Raw genomic sequence first — 19,395 nt, 5'->3', positions numbered from 1 at the left:
CACCCCCCTTTTGTAATTGGCCAGACCCCCAAGTTGGGGGGCGGGGCCGGGGGGCCCCCGGCGCGCGTTGGGTGTGGCGGGGGGGGGGGGGGGGCCGGGGCCCCCCCCCCCCCCCCCACGACCGTGTTCGACTGAAGCCGCGCGGGCACGCAGCCTGCGCGTTGCCGGCCAGGAGCGCGAGTGAGCGAACTGCACCTTCCGAACAGAATCCGGCGATTCGCAGTCGACCGCCGCGACCGGCCGGCCGTCACCGCAGGCGACACCACCTTGACCTACGGGGAATTCGACTCCCACACCAACCGGGTGGCGTCGGCACTGACCACGCTGGCGTCGGCACCCGGGCGCATCGGTGCGTTGCTGCGCATGGGCTTGCCGGGTGCGGCGACCCTCGTCGGGTGCGCGAAGGCCGGTCTCGTCTTCACCCCGCTCAACTGGCGTCTCACTCCCGACGAGGTCGCGGCGATCGCGGTGGACGCCGGGCTGGAGGTCTTGATCGTCGAGGCGGACTTCGCGGCGTCGGCAGCAGCGATCGCGGCGGCGCTGCCGCACGTGCATATCGTCGTGGTCGGTGACGGCACCGCTGTCGCCGGGGCGCGGTCGTGGGAGGAGTTCGTCGCGTCGGGGGACAACATCGATCCCGGAGCGGGCGACGACCCCGAAACGGCGTTCCTGCAGCTCTACACCTCCGGCACCACGGGAATGCCGAAAGGTGTTGTCGCAGTGCACCGGAACCTGTACAACGTTCCGGAAACCTTTGCCCTGTACGAATTCGAGGACGAATCCGTGTCGCTGGACACCCTCCCGTTGTTCCACATCGCGGGCGCGGGTTGGCTCACCACGTCGTTGTCGGCGGGGTTGCACACGGTGCTGCTCGGCGAGATGCGTCCCGCGTCGGTCGCGGCCGCGATCGCCGAACACCGCGTCAGCCATATGTTCCTGGTGCCGTCCGCGATCGGCATGTTGCTCGAACTGCCCGACCTGCCGAACTACGATCTGTCGAGTCTGAAGGTGATCGCGTACGGCGCCTCGCCGATCACTCCCGCGTTGCTCGCGCGGACGATGGACACGCTGGGCTGCCGAATGGTGCAGCGGTACGGGATGACCGAGACGATGGGCGCGCTCACCGCCCTGCGCTCCGGCGACCACGATCCCCGCGGGCCCCGCACCCATCTTCTGCGTTCGGCCGGCACGCCCCTGCCCGGCACCGAAGTGCAGATTCGCGACATCGCCACGGGTGAGCCGCTTCCGCAGGGTGAGACCGGCGAGATCGTGTCGCGCTCGCGCAACAACGTCTCGGGCTACTGGCGTCGCGACGCGGAATCGGCCGCGCTGTACACCGAGGACGGTTTCCTGCGGACCGGCGACGCGGGACACCTCGACGAGAACGGCTACCTTTTCGTCACCGACCGGGTGAAGGACATGATCATCACCGGCGGAGAGAACGTGTACCCGGTCGAGGTGGAAGCGGTGCTGGCGGAGCACCCTGCCGTCGCGGAAGTTGCCGTGGTGGGTATGCCGGACGCACGCTGGGGAGAGGCGGTGACCGCTGCCGTCCGTATCGCCGACGGCGTCGATCGGCCGACAGAGGAAGAACTCGTCGCCTTCACCACCGAACGCCTCGCGTCGTACAAAAAACCGCAACGGATCTATATCGTCTCCGAACTACCCAGAAACGCCAGTGGCAAGATTCTCAAGCGCACGCTCCGGGCCACTCTGAGCACGTCCGAGAGCGCCACCCGATGATTCCGCTACCGAACTGAACGTCGAGGCACGCGGAACGGCGGTGGGTTTCCGCGGTCGCTTACGATGACGGCGTGGACCTGCATCTCGTGACCTATTTCGTGGCTGTCGTCGACCACGGTGGGATCACGAAAGCTGCGCAGGCCCTGTATATTTCGCAACCATCCCTGTCCCAGGCCATCCGCACCCTCGAACGTCGCCTCGGCAAAACCCTGTTCGACCGCACCGGGCGCCGACTCACGCTCACGGACGACGGACGGACACTCGAGATCGCGGCGCGCCGCATCCTTGCCGATGTCGACCGTGCCAAGCAGAAGGTCGCGGCCGTCCGGAACCTCGAGGCCGGGCGAGTGGAGATCGTGACGTTCTCCGCGTTCTCCGTCCATCCCGTCGTCGGACTCGTTCAGCGGTTCCGTTCTCGCTACCCCGGCATCACCGTGAATGTTCTCGATGCGGACGGGCCGGCCGGCGTACATGCGGCACTGCGCCGAGGCGAAGCCGAAATCGGCGTCACCGACATGACGGTGGAGCACGCGGGCATGATCTCCGTCCCGATCCTCGAGCAGGAGATGGTGCTCGCCATGCACCCGGACCTCGCCGCCGACGTTCCCGATCCCGTGACCCGCGCGCGCGTCCGGTCGATTCCGCTCGTCCTCGATCTCGGATCACGCGCGAACGCGGCCCGGGTGGGCGAACTGCTCGGTGAGCAGAACGTCGTCGTCGACTGTGCGCATCCAGCCGCCATCTGGGAATTCGTCGAGCGGGGCACCGCGGCGACAGTGGCGTCGCGGCCGGTCGCACAGCAACGTATGCCCGGTGCTGTGATCCGGTCGCTCGATCCTCCGTTCATGCGGCCGGTCGGGCTGGTGCTCCGCCCCGGGGAACCCTCCCCGGCAGCCGCCGCGTTCCTCACGACCGCCACCACCGACAGCCGGGGAGCGTAACCATGGAGTTCCGGCAGGTCGAGTATTTCCTCGCCGTCGTCGAAAACGACGGCATCAACGGTGCCGCTGCCGCGCTGGGTGTCGCCCAGCCGACGGTGTCCCAAGCACTCCGGAGCCTCGAACGGGAACTCGGCGTCAACCTGTTCCACCGCATCGGCCGTGGAATGGTGCTCACCGCAGCGGGAAAGAGCCTCATCGGTCCCAGCCGTCAGATTCTGCGTGACGTGAACGCGGTGGAGGAATTGCTCTCCGACTCCACCGACGACGTCACGGGCAGCCTCGACCTGATGGTGTTTCCGGCACTTGCCACAGGCCCTATCGTCGACCTCGTGGCGCGCTTCCGGCGCGCTTACCCGAGGTCCACCGTGCGGTTCGGCGACCTCAGGTCCGAAGAACTCGCCGCCGGGGTGATCCGGGACGGGCACTGCGAATTCGTGATGGCGCACCTGCCGCTCGAAGACGGGGTAGGGCTGGAAGTCATCGAACTCGGCGAACAGGAATACTGGCTCGCGTACCCACCCGGTACGGATCTGCCGCCCGGTCCCGTGGCCCTGGCCGCGCTCCCCGACATTCCGATGGTCTTCGTGCCACGCGGCGGCGGGGCGATGAGCGACGAGATCGACTACGCGATGCGCCGCGCGGGAGTGCGCCGCCCTATCGCCGTGCTGACGGCACACCGTGAAGCGCGTCTGCCGATGGTGCTCGCGGGCCTCGGCGGGTCGTTCGTGGAACGGTCACTGGCCGAGTCGGTCCAGGATATCGCCGTGGTACGGGCGTGCGAACCCACTTTCACACGCCCGTTCGGACTCGCCTTCGCGCCGGACTCCCTCTCGAAGGCCGGGAGAGCATTCGTGGACCTGGTCAGGTCCACGAAGACCGGGCGCTGAGTCCCGTCACGACACGCGTTCGAAAATCGCCGCCAGGCCCTGACCGCCACCGATGCACATGGTCTCGAGCCCGAAGCGGCCCTCGCGGCGCTGCAACTCGCGCGCGAGCGTCGCGAGCATCCGGCCGCCGGTCGCGCCGACCGGATGACCGAGCGAGATGCCGGATCCGTGGACGTTGGTGCGCTCGAAGTCGGCGGCCCCGAACTTCCATTCGCGCGTCACCGCGAGAGCCTGAGCCGCGAACGCCTCGTTGAGTTCGATGACATCGACGTCGGCAAGGGCGATTCCGGCCTTGGCGAACGCGATTTCGGTCGCCGGAACGGGCCCGATCCCCATGATCTTGGGCGCGACACCCGCCACACCCCACGACACGATGCGGATCAGCGGCGTGAGGCCGAGGTCGGCAGCCTTCTGCGGGGTCGTGACGAGAGCCATCGATGCCGCGTCGTTCTGGCCGCTGGCATTGCCGGCCGTCACGGTGGCGTCCGGGTCCTGCTTGCCCATGATCGGGCGCAGCGCTGCAAGCGCTTCCATGCTGATGTCCGCGCGAGGATGCTCGTCGGTGTCGATGACCTGGTCACCCTTGCGTCCGCTCACCGTCACCGGCACGATTTCCTCGGCAAGGATACCGTTTGCCTGCGCGGCCACCGCCCGCAGGTGGGACTCGAGGGCGAGTTCGTCCTGCTCGGTTCGGGAGATCGAGTACTCGGCGCGCAGGTTCTCGGCGGTTTCGATCATGCCGCCGGGAACCGGGTAGAAGCGGCCACCGGCGGTCGAACGGGCCCGTGCGAGCCCGTCGTGCATCTTCACCCCGGTTTTCGCCCCACCCCAGCGGATATCGGTGGAGTAGAAAGCGGCATTGCTCATCGACTCGGTTCCACCGGCGACGACAAGATCGTTGTCACCGTTACCGACCTGCAGGGCAGCCTGGATCACGGCCTGCAAACCCGAACCGCACCTGCGGTCGATGTGCATGCCCGGGACGGTCACGGGCAGACCGGCATCGAGCGCGACGACGCGGCCGATCGCGGGAGCCTCGCTGTTGCCGTTGCAGTGGCCGAGGATGACGTCGTCGATCTCGTCGGGGGCGACCCCCGTTCGGTCCAGCATCCCCTTCAGTGCTGCGACCCCGAGGTCGACGGCGGTGAGGGACCTGAACATTCCGCCGTAGCGGCCGATGGGGGTACGGACGGGTTCACAGATGACAACTTCGCGCATGACGACCTTTCGGGGGAGTAAAGAGGTGACGTGTGGACGTCACATGAAGCGTCCGCCGGTGACCTCGAGTACGGTCCCGGTCATGTACGACGACATGTCCGAGGCGAGAAATAGTGCAACCGAAGCGATTTCATCGACCTCCCCGGGGCGGCCCATCGGAATCTCGCTCATCTTCTGATCCCATGCCTTCTGCGGCATGGCCTCGGTCATCGCGGAGCGGATCAGACCGGGCTGGATTGCGTTGATGCGCACGCCGTGATGCGCCATCTCCTTGGCAGCCGCTTTCGTCAGACCGACGATGCCCGCCTTCGCCGCCGAGTAGTTCGTCTGACCGACCATGCCGACCTTGCCCGAAAGCGACGAGATATTGACGATCGCGCCGCGCTTGGCCTCACGCATGATCGCCGAGGCCTTTCGGGTGCCGTTCCACGTGCCTTTGAGGTGCACGTCGATCACGAGGTCGAAGTCTTCTTCGGTCATCGTGCGCATGGTGGCGTCCCGGGTGATACCGGCGTTGTTGACCACCACGTCGAGCGAGCCGAAGCCGTCGACGGCCTCTGCCAGCAGCGTGTCCCAGTCGTCCGCCTCGACCACGTTGCTGCGCACCGCACGAGCGATGTCGCGTCCGCCGAGTTTTTCTGCCGCCGCGGTGGCCGCGTCGAGGTTCAGATCACCGATCACCACGCGCGCACCCGCGTCGACGAATTCGCGCGCGATGGCGAAACCGATTCCCTGGGCACCACCCGTGATGACTGCAGTGCGGTTCTCCAGCAAAGACATCTGGTTTCCTTTCGGCGGGTCGGGAGATGCCCGCGAGCGTGTCGATGGGTCGAATATAACGGCGGCTTGCGGCTTAACACCCTGCTCGATCCATCGACACTGCCTATACGGGAATGGCGCCATTCGTATTGGACATCCCGCGTCGGCAAGAAGGAAAGTGGAGATCATGACACTCTCGACACCGGCCGCCGAGGTCGACGACGACGACTTCCGCGAGATCCTCGCCCAGACTCGCGCGTTCGTGCGCGGCGTGGTGGTGCCACGGGAACAGGAGATCGCCGACGCGAACGCGATCCCCGACGACATCCGCAGGGTCGCGAAGGACATGGGTCTGTTCGGGTACGCGATTCCCCAGCAGTGGGGTGGCCTCGGCCTGAACCTCGTGCAGGACGCGGAACTCGCGATGGAGTTCGGCTACACCACGTTGGCGCTGCGGTCGATGTTCGGCACCAACAACGGAATTGCCGGCCAAGTGCTCGTGAACTTCGGCACCGACGAACAGAAGCGGCAGTGGCTCGAGGGGATCGCCTCCGGGGATGTCGTGGCGTCCTTCGCGCTCACCGAACCGGGCGCCGGATCGAACCCGTCCGGACTGCGCACCACGGCCGTGCGCGACGGCGACGACTGGGTGATCACCGGGGAGAAGCGGTTCATCACCAATGCACCGTTGGCCGACCTGTTCGTCGTCTTCGCCCGCACCCGGCCCGCCGACGACCGAGGACCGGGCATTGCGGTGTTCCTCATCCCCGCCGATACCGAGGGCGTGGAGGTCGGCAGCAAGGACGCGAAGATGGGACAGGAAGGCGCCTGGACCGCCGACGTGCACTTCAGCGACGTGCGGGTGCCGTCGTCCGCTCTCGTCGGTGGCAGCGAGGACGTCGGGTACAAAGCCGCGATGGTCTCCCTCGCCCGTGGGCGCGTGCACATCGCTGCCCTGTCGGTGGGACAAGCGCAGCGTGCGCTCGACGAGTCGGTGACGTATGCGGCGACCGCCACCCAGGGCGGAACACCCATCGGCGATTTCCAGTTGGTCCAGGCGATGCTCGCCGATCAGCAGACCGGCGTGATGGCCGGTCGTGCGCTCGTACGCGACGCGGCGCGGGCGTGGGTCGACGAGACCGATCGGCGGATCGCGCCGTCGGTGGCGAAACTCTTCTGCACCGAAATGGTCGGAAAGGTCGCAGATCTGGCGGTGCAGATCCACGGCGGCACCGGGTACATGCGGGAGGTGCCGGTCGAGCGGATCTACCGCGACGTCCGCCTGCTGCGACTGTACGAGGGCACCAGCGAGATCCAGCGCCTGATCATCGGGGGCGGTCTGGTGAAGCAGGCGCAGCGCGGCTGATCCCGGGTCGCGGAACGACAACGGCCGCCGGACGCAGGTCCGGCGGCCGTTCCGCGTTGTTCACGCGGAGAATGTTCCGAGACATATTCACGGAGAACTGGTTTCGATCCCGAGACGCTGGCGTAGTTCGGTGCGCAGGGTCTTCCCTTCTGCTGAGGTCGGGAGCGCGTCGACCCACCTCACTTCCCGAACCCTCTCGTACGGAAGTACGCGCTCCGCAACGTATGCCATCAGTGCGTCGCTGTCGGTCTCTGTGTCGTCGGCCGGAACGACGAATGCGACGGGTTCCTGACCGGCCACCCCGACGTCCCTGCCCACCACGGCAGCCGTCGATATCGATGGGTGCGACGCGATAATCTCTTCGAGCGCGCGGGGATACACGTTGTAGCCCTTGTAGATCAGCATGTCCTTGGATCGTCCCACGATGTACACCGACCCGGTGGCGTCGCGGTAAGCGATATCGCCGGTGGCGAGCCATCCGTCGACGTACTGCCGGGCCGTCATTTCAGGTTCTCCCAGATAACCGTCGGTGACTTGGGGTCCACGCACCCACAGTTCACCGCGCTCACCCTCCCCAAGAACAGTCGCCGGATCGCCGAGCGCACGGATCTCGATCTCGGTGTCGAACACCGGCACGCCGACACTCCCCATCGGGCTCTCCGAATCGGTAGCGAGCGGCATGGCGGCCACGAGACAGGTGGCCTCGGTGAGTCCGTACGCCTCGACCACATGCGCCGCTGTGAACACACGCCGGAGACCGTCGAGCGTTCCCGGGTCGATCGGCGCCGCACCGGACGACACCACGCGCACGGACGACAGGTCGCGTGAGGACGCGTCCGGGTGGGTGACCAGCGCATGCCACATCGCCGGCGTTCCGGTGATGTAAGAGGCGTGGTGCTGCTCGATCTGTTCGAGTACACGAGCAGGGTCGAAGCGACCCGACAGCACCTGGGTCAGACCACACATCAGCATGAACGAGGTGTTGATCAGTGCGTGCGCATGGAAGAGCGGGGAAACCACGATCGTGGATCCCACGCCGGGAACCACACCGCCGATGTGCAGTTCCTCGATGGGTTCGAGGGACACCAGTCCGTCCGGCCCGGCCACCAACCCGTGCCCGGCACGCCACGCGCACATCTGCGCCACGTTCGCGACGACATTGCGGTGCAGGACGCGCACGCCCTTCGAAATCCCCGTGGTGCCCCCGGTATACGCGATATGCGCGACGTGGTCGGGGGACACCGTCGCAGGCCTGAATGTTGTGCGTTGCCCGGCGATCACATCGCTGAAGCGCATGGTCGCGGGATTGCCCCCTCTCACCGACTCGTCCGAGACAACCGCGATCAGACCGACCGTCGTATCGGTCTGGGCGCGCAGGAGAGTATCGAACTGCTGTTGCCCGGTGACCGCCGCGACAGCCCCGGTCTCCTCGATCCGGCGACGCAATTCGGATTCAGGCTGCAGCGGATTCACCGGCGACACAGCCGCACCCACACGCAGCGCACCGTAGTACGCGATGTGGAATTCGGCGCAGTTCCCGAGGTGGAGAAGAACGACATCTCCCGGTTCCACGCCCGTGGAGGCAAGCGCACACGCGAATTGTGCCGACTGCTCGTCGAGTTCGCGGTAGCTGTACACGCGATCGCCGTCGACGATCGCCGGCCGGTCGCCGTACACAGCCGCCATGCTCGGCGCCCACATCGCCATCGATGTCGACGGGTACGACAGGGTCGTCGACATCCACGCCGGTTGTTCGGAAGTCATCGCTGCGTCCCGAATCAGCGCGCTGCCATACGAATAGCTCCGTCGAGACGGATGGTCTCGCCGTTGAGGTATCCGTTCTCGAGGATGTTCACTGCGAGACGGCCGAATTCGTCGGGGTCACCGAGCCGCGACGGGTTCGGCACGGTCGCCTCGAGCGACTTGCGCACGTCTTCGCGCAGTCGCGCCAGCAACGGGGTGTCCATGATGCCCGGCGCAATGGTGTTGACACGGATGCCCTTGCTCGCGAGATCGCGCGCCGCGACGATCGTCATGCCGACGATGCCCGCCTTGGACGCCGAGTAGTTGATCTGCCCGATCTGCCCTTCGAAGGCTGCGGCCGATGCCGTCATGACGACCGCGCCGCGCTCCCCGTCGATCGGTTCGAGTTGCGCCATGCGCTCGGCGCCGAGTCGCAGCGCGTTGAACGACCCGGTCAGGTTGAGCCGGATCACGAACTCGAAGTCCTCGAGCGACCCGGCCTTGCCGTTCTTGTCGAGGATGCGCATCTTGCGGCCGGCACCGGCACAGTGCACGACGCCGCGGAGGCCGCCGCGCTCGTGTGCGACGTCCAGAGCCGCTGCGAACTGTTCCTCGTCGGTGACGTCGGCGGGTGCGAAGGTCGCGCCGTCACCGAGTTCCGTGGCGACATCTGCGCCGTTCGACGACGGCAGGTCGATGAGGGTGACGGTACCGCCGGCCGCGAGCACACGGCGTGCCGTCGCGAGTCCGAGGCCTGAAGCACCGCCGGTCACGGCGACGGAAAGATCCTTGAGTTCCATAGTGGTCTCAGTCCTTGCGTGGAGTGCGAGTGCGTGGTCAGAGCAGTTCGAGGACGGTGGCGTTCGCCATTCCGCCGGCCTCGCACATCGACTGCAAACCGTAGCGGATGTTGTTGTCGCGCATGTGGTGCACGAGTCGGGTCATGAGAATCGCTCCGGAGCCACCCAGCGGGTGACCGACACCGATCGCGCCGCCGAGCGCATTGACGCGGGCAATATCTGCACCGGTCTCGGCGAGCCACGCAAGGGGTACAGGCGCGAACGCCTCGTTGATCTCGAACGCACCGATGTCGTCGATCGACAGGCCGGCACGCTTCAGCACCTTCGCCGTGGCGGGGATGGGACCGGTGAGCATGACGACCGGGTCGTCGGCAGCGACGACGGTGGTGTGGATCCGGGCAATCGGCGTCCAGCCGTGTGCTGCGGCGTACTCGCTGGTCGTGACGAGCAATGCGCCCGCACCGTCGGAGATCTGCGAGGAGTTACCGGCGTGGATCACACCGTCCTCCTTGAACACGGTCTTGAGCTTCGCGAGCGATTCGACGGTGCCACCGCGCCGGATGCCTTCGTCCGAGGTCAGGCCCGCAACCGGTGCGAGCTGCTTCTCGAAGGCGCCCGAGTCGGTGGCGACAGCGGACAGTTCGTGCGAGCGCAGGGCGTACTCGTCGAGCTGAGTGCGGGAAAGCCCCCACTTCTTCGCGACCATCTCGGCGCCGATGCCCTGACTGAATCCCTCGACGCCGAACCGCTCGAGCACGTTCGGCGGGAAATGCTCACCGTTCTTGGCGGCGCTACCCATGGGGACGCGGCTCATGGTCTCGACCCCACCGGCGATCACCACGTCGTTCTGGCCCGAGATCACGGTCGCCGCGGCGAATGCGACCGCCTGCTGGCTCGACCCGCACGCACGGTTGACGGTGGTCGCGGGAACGGACACGGGCCAGCCCGCCGCAAAGACCGCGGTGCGGGCGACGATCCCGGCCTGTTCGCCCACCTGGCTCACACAGCCCCACACCACGTCGTCGACGGTCGCGGGCTCGAGCCCGGTGCGGTCGGCCAGGGCGCTGAGCACGTGCGCCGACAGATCGGCGGCGTGAATCTCGGACAACGCACCACCGCGTCGTCCGATGGGTGTCCGAACGGCATCGACGATCACGGCATCGCGCATGAGACTTCCTTTGCTGGAGCAGACGGGGAGCGTTGTTCTCACCGTCGAGGGGACCACGCGCACGGCACCGAGGGAAAGACTTTCGGCGGAAGCTTCCGTTAGGTGGAAGCTATGCCGGATCGGCTGGCGGAATGGTGAGCCGGGGAGTCACGGGCGTTGTCGCGCCATGATCGTTCAGCCTTGACCTTGACGCTGGGTCATGGTTGAGACTTGATTTCATGCGCATAGGTCAGCTCGCCGAGTTCGCTGGCACGACGACCCGAACCGTGCGTCACTACCACCGACTCGGTCTGATGAAAGAGCCGCAACGTCGATCCAACGGCTATCGCGAGTACACCGTCAACGATGCTGTCCGTTTGATGCGAATCCGTTGGCTGGCGACCAGCGGGGTTCCTCTCGGTTCGGTCGCCGCAATCCTCGCCGAGGAAAGGTCGAGTGAAGACGATCGCGACGTAGCGGCGGACCTTCGAGCGTTGATTGCCGGCATCGAGAAGGAACAGGCCATCCTCGCCCGCCGAAGAGCCCAGCTCACCGCGATGCTGGCCGAGGCCGAACGTGGGAACCCGATCTCTGCATTGCCGGCGGGGTTGGCGACAGCCCTGGCCGACGCCATCGGGAGCGCTCCCTCGGTCGAAGTCGGTTCGGCGGTTCAGCTGGACCGGGACCTCGTCGATGCCCTCACGATGTCGGGGAACGCGCCGGAAGTCCTGCTCGCCGGCTACGAGGCGACGATGACCGATGACCTCCAGCGCGAGCGATATCTGGCGTTGCTTGCCGAGTGGTCGCACCTCGAAGGGCGCAGGCCGGACTCGGCGGAGTCGGAGATCGATGCACTCGCCTCCCGCCTGCTCGAGTTCTTCGATCAACGACAGATGGGCATCATCGAGGCGTTCGCGGAGGCGTCGGAAGGCGGCAATGAACTTTCCGGGGCCTTTTCACTCGATGACCTGATCCCCGACCCCGCACAGCGTGAGGTCGTTCTGCGGGTTCAACGAGAGTTGGTAACCCGGTTTTCGAATCTTGGGGATATCTGATGCTGCTCACACCGATTCGACGGTTCGAACGCGTAGCCCAAGTGGTCACGGCGGCTGTTCTCGTCGTCGATGCCACCTTGTTGCTCACCGGTGTGATCACTGCGCGTCAGGCGGTGCTGTTGTTCGTCGCAGTGGAAGTTCCTCTGGCCTGCGCGGTGCTGATCGCTTTTCTCCTCGCGGTCGTGGTGCAGTGCCGCCAAGGTGCCGGGCTTCGGGACGCGGTCGTGACCACGCTCGGCCATTCTCCGTTCCGGCCGCTCGTCCGGGCCGAGATCAGGGCTTACCTGGCGCTGTGGCAGTGGATCCGTGGACACCATTCCGGAGTTGCACCGGGCGCGATCGTTCTCGGTGCGCACCGTGGAACGCTCGTGATGCCGGTGGCGTTCGCGATCGCCACCGTCGTCGAAATCATGGTGCTGCATCTGCTTCTACCGTGGATGTGGCTTCGAGTGAGCCTCGCGGTCCTCTCGGTCTGGTCGATGGTCGCACTGTTCGGATACCTGGCGATTCATCGCACCAACCCGCACTATTTAACCGACAGGTCTCTCGTGCTCCGCCAATCCGGCAACGTCGTAGCTGTGATCGATCGGGCCGACATCGAGTCGATCGGCTTGGGTCCCCGATTCACCGAGACCGCACCGACGATCAAGGACGATCGCCTCTATCTCCCGAACGCCGACGGGACGAACGTCGATCTGGCCCTTGCCCGTCCGGTCGTCGCTCGGTTGCCCGCTCTCATGCCCTCCCGAAGAATCAGCGAGGAGGTCCGCCGCATCAGCGTGTATGTCGACGAACCAGTCCGGATGCGCGACATGCTGGGTATTGGTCTGCGCTAACCGATCGATAGCCGAACTGTTCTGGTCCCCGGCGATTCCCTGTTGCATGCTGGCTGGGCACCGTGTTCGGGCCGCACCCGGACGACCCGCGACCAGGACAGGCGAGCAGCAGCCATGAACCCCACCGCTTCCACCGACGAGTTGCCGTCGTCCACCGCACCCCTCGCAGGTGTGTGCGTGGTCGAGGTATCCAGCTTCGTGGCCGCCCCCTTGTGCGGAATGACGCTCGCGCAACTCGGCGCCGAGGTGATCCGTGTCGACCCGATCGGCGGCGCAGCCGACTACAAGCGCTGGCCCCTCACCGCGGACGGCGAGTCCATCTACTGGGCGGGCCTCAACAAGGGCAAGCGATCTTTCGCCGCGGACTTTCGCAACCCCGAGGCGCAGCAGTTGATCCGCGATCTCGTCCTCGACGCCGGAATTCTGGTCACCAATGCCGCCGGCCGGCAATGGCTCGACTACGACGAGCTCGCCGCGATCCGGCCCGACCTGATCCACGTCCAGGTGCTCGGCCGCGCCGACGGCACCGGCGCAGTCGACTACACAGTCAATGCCGCGGCGGGTTTTCCGCAGGTCACCGGCCCCGACAATCTGGCCGGCCCCGTCAACCACGTGCTGCCGGCCTGGGACGTCTCGTGTGGGCTGTATGCCGCGCTGTCGGTCGTGTCCGCCGTATTCCGTCGCGAAATCACCGGCGCCGGAACCCAGGTCGTACTCCCGCTGGAAGATGTCGCGTTCGCGACGGTCGGAAACCTCGGGTACATCACCGAGGCACAACTCGGGGGACCGGGCCGCAGCCGCATCGGCAACGCCGTCTACGGAACCTACGGCTGCGACTTCACCACCGCCGACGACGTCCGCTTCATGATCGTCGCTCTCACGCCGCGGCACTTTCGCGACCTCACCGAACTCACCGGGACCACCGATGCGGTCACCGCACTCGAAGCCGCCCTCGAGGTGGACTTCCGCGACGAAGGCACCCGGTACGAGCATCGTCATGTGCTCGACAGCCTGTTCGGAGCGTGGTTCGGCAGACGTACCGCGTCCGAGGTCGAGGATGCCCTCGGTGCCACATCGATCCTGCACGAGCGCTACGGAACCTTCGCCGAACTCGCCCGCGATCCACGAGTGACCGACAATCCCATGTTCCAGAAACTCGACCAGCCCCGCATCGGCGAATACCTCGCGCCGAGCACCCCCATGTCGTTCGACGGAGTTCACCCGGCCGTCCGGCCCGCACCCGCCAACGGTGACGACACCGCCGCCGTCCTGTCCGAACATCTCGGGCTGACCGACGACGAAATCGACGCGCTCGCCGCCGCCGGCGCCGTCCGCACCCAGCAGAAGGACCCCGCATGACCCGCCTCGCTCAAACCCTCGGACTCACGGAATTCCAGTCCGAGATCCTCGATACGGTACGCACGTTCGTGGATCGCGAAATCATCCCGACCGCACAGGAACTCGAACACTCCGACACCTACCCGCAGGCCATTGTCGACCGCATGTGTGAGATGGGTCTGTTCGGTCTGATGCTCCCCGAGGAGTACGGCGGTCTCGGCGAGTCGCTCCTCACCTATGCGCTGTGCGTCGAAGAACTCGCCCGCGGCTGGATGAGTGTCTCCGGCGTCATCAACACACACTTCATCGTGGCGTACATGATCCGCCAGCACGGTACCGACGCCCAGAAGAAACACTTCCTCCCGCGCATGGCGACCGGCGAGGTGCGGGGCGCTTTCTCGATGTCCGAGCCCGAACTCGGTTCCGACGTCGCGGCGATCCGCACCAAGGCCAAGCGCGACGGCAACGGCAACTACATCGTCAACGGGCAGAAGATGTGGCTGACCAACGGCGCCACCTCAACTCTCGTCGCAGCGCTCGTCAAGACCGAGGAAGGCGCGGAGAAACCCCACAAGAACCTGACGACCTTCCTCGTCGAAAAGCCCGCGGGATTCGGCGAAGTCGTCCCCGGCATCACCATTCCCGGCAAGATCGACAAGATGGGCTACAAGGGCATCGACACCACCGAGCTCATCTTCGACAACTACGAGACCTCCGCCGATTCGATCCTCGGCGGTATCCCCGGACGGGGCTTCTCCCAGATGATGGACGGCGTGGAAGTCGGGCGGGTCAACGTGTCCGCCCGCGCATGCGGTGTGGCGATCCGTGCTTTCGAACTCGCAGCGCGGTATGCCCAGCAGCGCAGCACCTTCGGCAAACCCATCGCACAACACCAGGCGATTTCGTTCTCACTCGCCGAGATGGCCACCAAGGTCGAGGCGGCGCACCTGATGATGGTCAACGCCGCGCGCCTGGAGGATTCGGGTGAGCGCAACGACGTCGCGGCGGGGATGGCGAAGTATCTCGCGAGCGAGTACTGCTCGGAGGTCACCCAGGCCAGCTTCCGCATCCACGGCGGGTACGGCTACTCCAAGGAGTACGAAATCGAGCGCCTCATGCGCGAGGCACCCTTCCTGCTCATCGGAGAAGGCACCAGCGAGATCCAGAAGACGATCATCAGCAAAGGTGTCCTCCGCGACTACGGATTGTAAATCTCTCTCCCACTTCATCTCCGGAAGGAAAAGCGCGTGCGGCGTACGGTGTTCAACGAGGACCACGAAGCGTTCCGCCAGACGGTCCGCGACTTCATCGCGAAAGAAGTCACGCCCGTCTACCACGAGTGGGAGACCGACGGTCATCCTCCCCGCAAGTTCTACAACCGGCTCGGCGACCTCGGGATCCTCGGGATCCAGGCGCCCGAGGAATACGGCGGCGGGGGCGAGTCGTCGCTGAAGTTCAACGTCGTGGTGACGGAGGAAACCGCCGCTGCGGGGGTGACGTTCGGCTCCTACTCGGTGCATTCGAACCTCATCCTGCCGTACATCATGCAGCATGCGACGGAAGAGCAGAAGCAGCGATGGCTTCCCGGATTCGCCTCGGGTGAACTGATGTTCGCGATCGCGATGACCGAACCCGGCACCGGGTCCGACCTCGCGAACATCTCGACCACGGCGAAGCTTTCCGACGACGGAAACCACTATGTCGTCAACGGTTCCAAGACGTTCATCACCGGTGGCGCACTCGCCGATCGGATCCTCCTGGTGTGCCGGACCTCGCCGTTCGACCCCGAGAATCGCCGCGGTGGCCTGTCCATGCTGGTCGTCGACACCACGAGCGAGGGGTACTCGGTAGGACGCAAACTCGACAAGATCGGGTTGAAGACATCCGACACGGCCGAGTTGTCGTTCGACGACGTGAAGGTGCCCGTCTCCGATCTGCTCGGCAACGAAGGCGAAGCGTTCTCGTACCTGACCCAGAACCTCGCGCAGGAACGTCTGACCATCGCGTTCGGTGCCGCTGCAACGGCGGCCGCGGCGATCGACCACGCGATTGCATACACCAAGGAGCGCAAGGTGTTCGGCAAGCCGGTGGCCTCGTTCCAGAACTCGAAGTTCGTGCTCGCCGAATGCTCGACGGAGTTGCAGGCAATGCAGATCATGGTGGACAACGCGATCGAACTGAACGACCGCGGCGAACTGTCGGTGGCCGACGCGGCGCGGGCGAAGCTCTTCTCCACCGAAGCGGCCGGCCGCATCATCGACAAGTGCCTGCAGTTGCACGGCGGCTACGGCTACATCACCGAGTACCCGATCGCCCGCCTGTACGCGGACACGCGCGTGACGCGGATCTTCGGAGGCACCAGTGAGGTCATGAAGACGATCATCGCGAAGGATCTGGGCTTGTAGGACGAGTGCCGCGACGGTGCCGCCCCCTCTCGGAGTGGGCGGCACCGTCGTTCGCGAATGCCGCTGCGCGCCGCTGCTGCCCACCCGATATCGTTCGCGCCATGCGACTGCTCGTGAAATCGAAACGGGTCATCGAGGCCCAGTTGAGCAATTCCGGAATCCGGGCCCTCTCGGGCTCGATGGTGGCCTACGAGGGGCAGGTCGCGTTCAAGTCGGCGGGCTTCGGCGGGGGCGAAGGCGTGCTGGCCGGTCTCCGGCAGCGTGCCACCGGTGAGGGCCTGTCGCTGATGGAATGCAGCGGGACCGGTGTCGTCTACCTCGCGCACCAGGGACAGGAAGTGGCACTGCTCGAGCTGAACAACGAGACCCTGCAGGTCGAATCCGAGCAGCTCCTCGCACTCAACGGAAACTTGAGCACGAACGTGACGTTCGCCGGGTTGCGCGGCGGCATGAGCGGGCAGGGTCTCTTCACCACGACGGTGACGGGCACCGGTCAGGTGGCCCTGCTCTCCGCAGGCGGTCCCCTGATCCATCTCGAGGTGTCGCCGCAGTACCCCCTCGTCGTCGACCCCGACGCATTCGTCTGCGCCAAGGGACAACTGACGCAGTCCTTCGTCACCGACGTGTCGTGGCGATCGGTGGTCGGGCAGGGCAGTGGAGAAGCATTTTCTCTCAAGTGGGACGGCACGGGCGTGGTCTCCATCCAGCCTGCGGAACGTTAGGGGCGGCAGTGGTATTCACCAAGGTCAACAGCAAGGTTGTGAGCGTCGACCTGAACCGGTCGGGTCCCGTGATCGCCCGACGTGGCGCGATGCTCTTCTACACCGGCAACGTCCGGTTCGCTCCCCACGGTGTGCCCGGTGGGGCAGGGGGCGCTCCCGGTTTCGGCGGGCTCGCCGGCATGGCCGGGCGGATGCTCCAGGGCGAGCACGAGGCGACGATGATCGCGCAGGGTGACGGCACCGTGCACTACGGATTCCGCGGCCTGGAAACCCACGTGGTGGACATGTCCGCCGGCGGGGAGCTTCGCGTCGAAGCATCCCGGCTGCTCGCGAACACGGCCGGGTTGCAGAGCACCGTCGTGTCGTCGGGTGCCGCGCAGCCCGGTGGAGGAGGTGGCGGCGGCCTGCTGGGCGCACTCCGAGGCGCTGCGACGGGCGCAGTCACCGGCACGGGAATGTTCACGACGCAGCTGTCCGGGTACGGCGCGGCGGTGTTGCTGGCGCACGGAGGCATCTTCGAGCTCCGAGTGGGTGGCCCCGCACCGATGATCGTCGATCCCCAGGCCTTCGTCGCCGCGTCCGGCGCGGTCCGCACCGAACTGAAATCGTCGATGAGCTGGCGCAACGTCGGCCGCAGCGGCGGGGAGGCCATGCAACTCGAGTGCACCGGTCAAGGCATCGTCTACGTGCAGGCATCGGAGGAGAAACTGTGAGCGTCGTCCTCAATCCGTCGAGCTTCACCGGGAGCGACAACGTGCCCGGAAACAGCTACGCGTACTGCATCGATCTGCAGTCACCGTGGTTCCTGTCGAAGGGCGCGATGATCGCCTACTACGGGAAGATGCAGTTCTCCGCCCTCACCCACGGGCTCCAGGGTGGTCTGCTCGACATGGTGGCCCGGCGGTTCTCGGCGCCGATGTATCTCGGCGACTACGTGGTGGCGGACGGCTTCGGGAAGCTGATCCTCGGGGACCGCGGCTACGACATCAATTCCTATGACCTCGACGACGGCAACCTCACCATCCGGCAGTCGAACCTCCTCGCCTTCGAGCCGGGCCTGTCGCTGAACCAGTCGATCGTGCCGGGATTCCTCACCCTGATCGGCACGGGGAGGTTCCTCGCGTCGTCGAACGGGCCGGTGATGTTCGCCGAACCGCCGTTGCGCGTCGATCCCGAGGCGCTGGTCGGCTGGGCCGACTGTCCGTCCCCGAGCCACCACTACGACGAATCGTGGATCACGGGATTCATGACTGCGGGCGCGCGCCGGTTCGGGGTGCAGTCGGGTGAGGAACGTCAGTTCGACTTCACCGGCAGCGGGACGGTGCTCATCCAGTCGAGCGAGAAGGTGATCGACGACTCATCGCTTGTGCGAACCCTCGAAAATCAAATTCCCGGCCTGTCGCCCGGGGGGTTGCATCGCATCAACCAAGTCGTTGCGCAACAGATGCAACAGAACTAACACCTGTACCGGCCTCGGAAGGGGTTCGGGCCGCCCGCGGAGGCAAGTGAATCGAATTGTGACTGCCCTCATAGGATAGGCACGCCTAAGTCGAGGTAAGGTTTGGGCAACCTAACAACCTCCAGGATGGTGACTCACATGATCGTCTGCAGTTGCCACGCCCTCACGCACCACCACATCGAAGCCGAAGTGGCCGCGGGCGCACGGTGCACCCGCGAAGTGAGCGCAGCGTGTCGCGCAGGGACCGACTGCGGAAACTGCGTACGCAACATCTCGGCGATCATCCGGCAGGCTCGCGTCCGGAATGAGACCATCGAGCTCGAGACCGCCGTGTAGCCAGCCCCTGCCCGGCGGTAAACCCGATGGTTCACCCCGGGAGGTGCCATGAAGGGCGACAAGAAGGTCATCGAATACCTGAACGAGCAGTTGACAGGTGAGCTCACCGCGATCAACCAGTACTTCCTCCATTCGAAGATGCAGGAAGACCGCGGTTGGTCCAAGCTCGCGGCACACACCCGCGCCGAGTCGTTCGACGAGATGCGTCATGCCGAGACCCTGACCGACCGCATCCTCTACCTCGACGGACTTCCCAACTATCAGCGGCTCGGCTCGCTGCGTCTGGGACAGAACGTGAAGGAGATGCTCCAGGCGGATCTCCAGGTCGAGATCGAAGCCCGCGACCGGCTCCGCAAGGGATCCGAATACATGCGCTCGGTCAGCGACATCACCTCCGCGAACATCTTCGAGGCGATCCTCGCCGACGAGGAGGAACACATCGACTATCTGGAAACCCAGCTCGAACTGCTGGCGCAACTGGGCGAACCGCTCTACATCGCCCAGCACATCTCGCCTCCGGAGTAGCCGATCGACTCCCCACAGACACGAAGACGGGCCGCGACATCTGTCGCGGCCCGTCTTCTTCGTGCGCGGTATCTTCGACGTGCTCGGTCATCTGCTCTCGAGAGTGAGGAAACAC

At 65.8% G+C, this 19,395-nt stretch carries 19 protein-coding genes; 14 read left to right on the top strand and 5 right to left on the bottom strand.

The features are described 5' to 3' along the window. Positions 1-180 precede the first annotated feature (180 nt). The 3 genes from AC0B44_RS17365 (at position 181) to AC0B44_RS17355 (ending at position 3,571) form a co-directional block, all read left to right on the top strand. The gene (locus AC0B44_RS17365) at positions 181-1,743 is read left to right on the top strand and encodes an AMP-binding protein (RefSeq protein WP_471904068.1); all 1,563 of its coding nucleotides are present in this window, start codon (positions 181-183) and stop codon (positions 1,741-1,743) included. A gap of 71 nt (positions 1,744-1,814) precedes the next feature. After that, complete coding sequence (locus tag AC0B44_RS17360; RefSeq protein ID WP_471904067.1) at positions 1,815-2,684, top strand: LysR family transcriptional regulator; 870 nt, start codon at positions 1,815-1,817, stop codon at positions 2,682-2,684. Positions 2,685-2,686: 2 nt separating this feature from the next. Next, entirely contained in the window at positions 2,687-3,571 is an 885-nt protein-coding gene (locus AC0B44_RS17355) for a LysR family transcriptional regulator (RefSeq protein ID WP_471904066.1), read from the top strand. A 6-nt stretch (positions 3,572-3,577) separates the two neighbouring features. On the opposite strand, the gene AC0B44_RS17350 is transcribed toward AC0B44_RS17355, so the two are convergent. Both AC0B44_RS17350 and fabG read right to left on the bottom strand, forming a co-directional pair. After that, positions 3,578-4,789 carry an acetyl-CoA C-acetyltransferase gene (locus AC0B44_RS17350; RefSeq protein WP_471904065.1) on the bottom strand — a complete coding sequence of 404 codons (1,212 nt, stop codon included), beginning with the start codon at positions 4,787-4,789 and terminating at the stop codon, positions 3,578-3,580. A 39-nt stretch (positions 4,790-4,828) separates the two neighbouring features. After that, complete coding sequence (gene fabG, locus AC0B44_RS17345) at positions 4,829-5,569, bottom strand: 3-oxoacyl-ACP reductase FabG (protein WP_471904064.1); 741 nt, start codon at positions 5,567-5,569, stop codon at positions 4,829-4,831. 166 nt (positions 5,570-5,735) lie between these two features. Between fabG and AC0B44_RS17340 the strand changes: the two genes are divergently transcribed. Then, positions 5,736-6,914 (top strand): acyl-CoA dehydrogenase family protein, encoded by a 1,179-nt coding sequence (locus tag AC0B44_RS17340; RefSeq protein ID WP_471904063.1) that lies wholly within the window; start codon positions 5,736-5,738, stop codon positions 6,912-6,914. Between the two features lie 87 nt (positions 6,915-7,001). Here AC0B44_RS17340 and AC0B44_RS17335 read toward each other — a convergent pair whose 3' ends face one another. The 3 genes from AC0B44_RS17335 to AC0B44_RS17325 are packed head-to-tail and all read right to left on the bottom strand — an operon-like array spanning position 7,002 to position 10,625. Further along, positions 7,002-8,678 (bottom strand): class I adenylate-forming enzyme family protein, encoded by a 1,677-nt coding sequence (locus AC0B44_RS17335; RefSeq protein WP_471904062.1) that lies wholly within the window; start codon positions 8,676-8,678, stop codon positions 7,002-7,004. A gap of 14 nt (positions 8,679-8,692) precedes the next feature. Then, complete coding sequence (locus AC0B44_RS17330) at positions 8,693-9,457, bottom strand: SDR family NAD(P)-dependent oxidoreductase (protein WP_471904061.1); 765 nt, start codon at positions 9,455-9,457, stop codon at positions 8,693-8,695. A 37-nt stretch (positions 9,458-9,494) separates the two neighbouring features. Next, on the bottom strand, positions 9,495-10,625 hold the full coding sequence (locus tag AC0B44_RS17325; protein ID WP_471904060.1) for a thiolase family protein: 1,131 nt from the start codon (positions 10,623-10,625) through the stop codon (positions 9,495-9,497). A gap of 218 nt (positions 10,626-10,843) precedes the next feature. Here AC0B44_RS17325 and AC0B44_RS17320 point away from each other — a divergent pair, with 218 nt between their 5' ends. The 10 genes from AC0B44_RS17320 (at position 10,844) to bfr (ending at position 19,280) form a co-directional block, all read left to right on the top strand. Next, positions 10,844-11,659, top strand: a complete 816-nt coding sequence (locus AC0B44_RS17320; protein WP_471904059.1) for a MerR family transcriptional regulator — start codon at positions 10,844-10,846, stop codon at positions 11,657-11,659. Then, complete coding sequence (locus tag AC0B44_RS17315; RefSeq protein WP_471904058.1) at positions 11,659-12,495, top strand: hypothetical protein; 837 nt, start codon at positions 11,659-11,661, stop codon at positions 12,493-12,495. Before AC0B44_RS17320 ends, AC0B44_RS17315 begins: the two co-directional genes overlap by 1 nt. Before the next feature lie 114 nt (positions 12,496-12,609). After that, positions 12,610-13,854 (top strand): CoA transferase, encoded by a 1,245-nt coding sequence (locus AC0B44_RS17310; RefSeq protein WP_471904057.1) that lies wholly within the window; start codon positions 12,610-12,612, stop codon positions 13,852-13,854. Then, a complete protein-coding gene (locus tag AC0B44_RS17305; RefSeq protein WP_471904056.1) occupies positions 13,851-15,044 on the top strand; it encodes an acyl-CoA dehydrogenase family protein in 1,194 nt (397 codons plus the stop codon). Before AC0B44_RS17310 ends, AC0B44_RS17305 begins: the two co-directional genes overlap by 4 nt. A gap of 36 nt (positions 15,045-15,080) precedes the next feature. After that, on the top strand, positions 15,081-16,238 hold the full coding sequence (locus tag AC0B44_RS17300) for an acyl-CoA dehydrogenase family protein (protein ID WP_471904055.1): 1,158 nt from the start codon (positions 15,081-15,083) through the stop codon (positions 16,236-16,238). Between the two features lie 101 nt (positions 16,239-16,339). Next, positions 16,340-16,960 carry an AIM24 family protein gene (locus AC0B44_RS17295; protein ID WP_471904054.1) on the top strand — a complete coding sequence of 207 codons (621 nt, stop codon included), beginning with the start codon at positions 16,340-16,342 and terminating at the stop codon, positions 16,958-16,960. Between the two features lie 8 nt (positions 16,961-16,968). Then, positions 16,969-17,673 (top strand): AIM24 family protein, encoded by a 705-nt coding sequence (locus AC0B44_RS17290; RefSeq protein ID WP_471904053.1) that lies wholly within the window; start codon positions 16,969-16,971, stop codon positions 17,671-17,673. Beyond that, positions 17,670-18,419 carry an AIM24 family protein gene (locus tag AC0B44_RS17285; protein ID WP_471904052.1) on the top strand — a complete coding sequence of 250 codons (750 nt, stop codon included), beginning with the start codon at positions 17,670-17,672 and terminating at the stop codon, positions 18,417-18,419. The genes AC0B44_RS17290 and AC0B44_RS17285 overlap by 4 nt, the downstream gene beginning before the upstream one ends. A gap of 126 nt (positions 18,420-18,545) precedes the next feature. Beyond that, positions 18,546-18,755: a (2Fe-2S)-binding protein gene (locus AC0B44_RS17280; protein WP_471904051.1), complete on the top strand. Its 210-nt coding sequence runs from the start codon at positions 18,546-18,548 to the stop codon at positions 18,753-18,755. Between the two features lie 48 nt (positions 18,756-18,803). Further along, complete coding sequence (gene bfr, locus AC0B44_RS17275) at positions 18,804-19,280, top strand: bacterioferritin (RefSeq protein WP_471904050.1); 477 nt, start codon at positions 18,804-18,806, stop codon at positions 19,278-19,280. Positions 19,281-19,395: the final 115 nt, after the last annotated feature.

The organism is Rhodococcus sp. NPDC019050, from assembly GCF_055664235.1.
The sequence above is the reverse complement of the archived record's forward strand: the minus strand, read 5'-3'. Positions and strand labels throughout refer to the sequence as shown.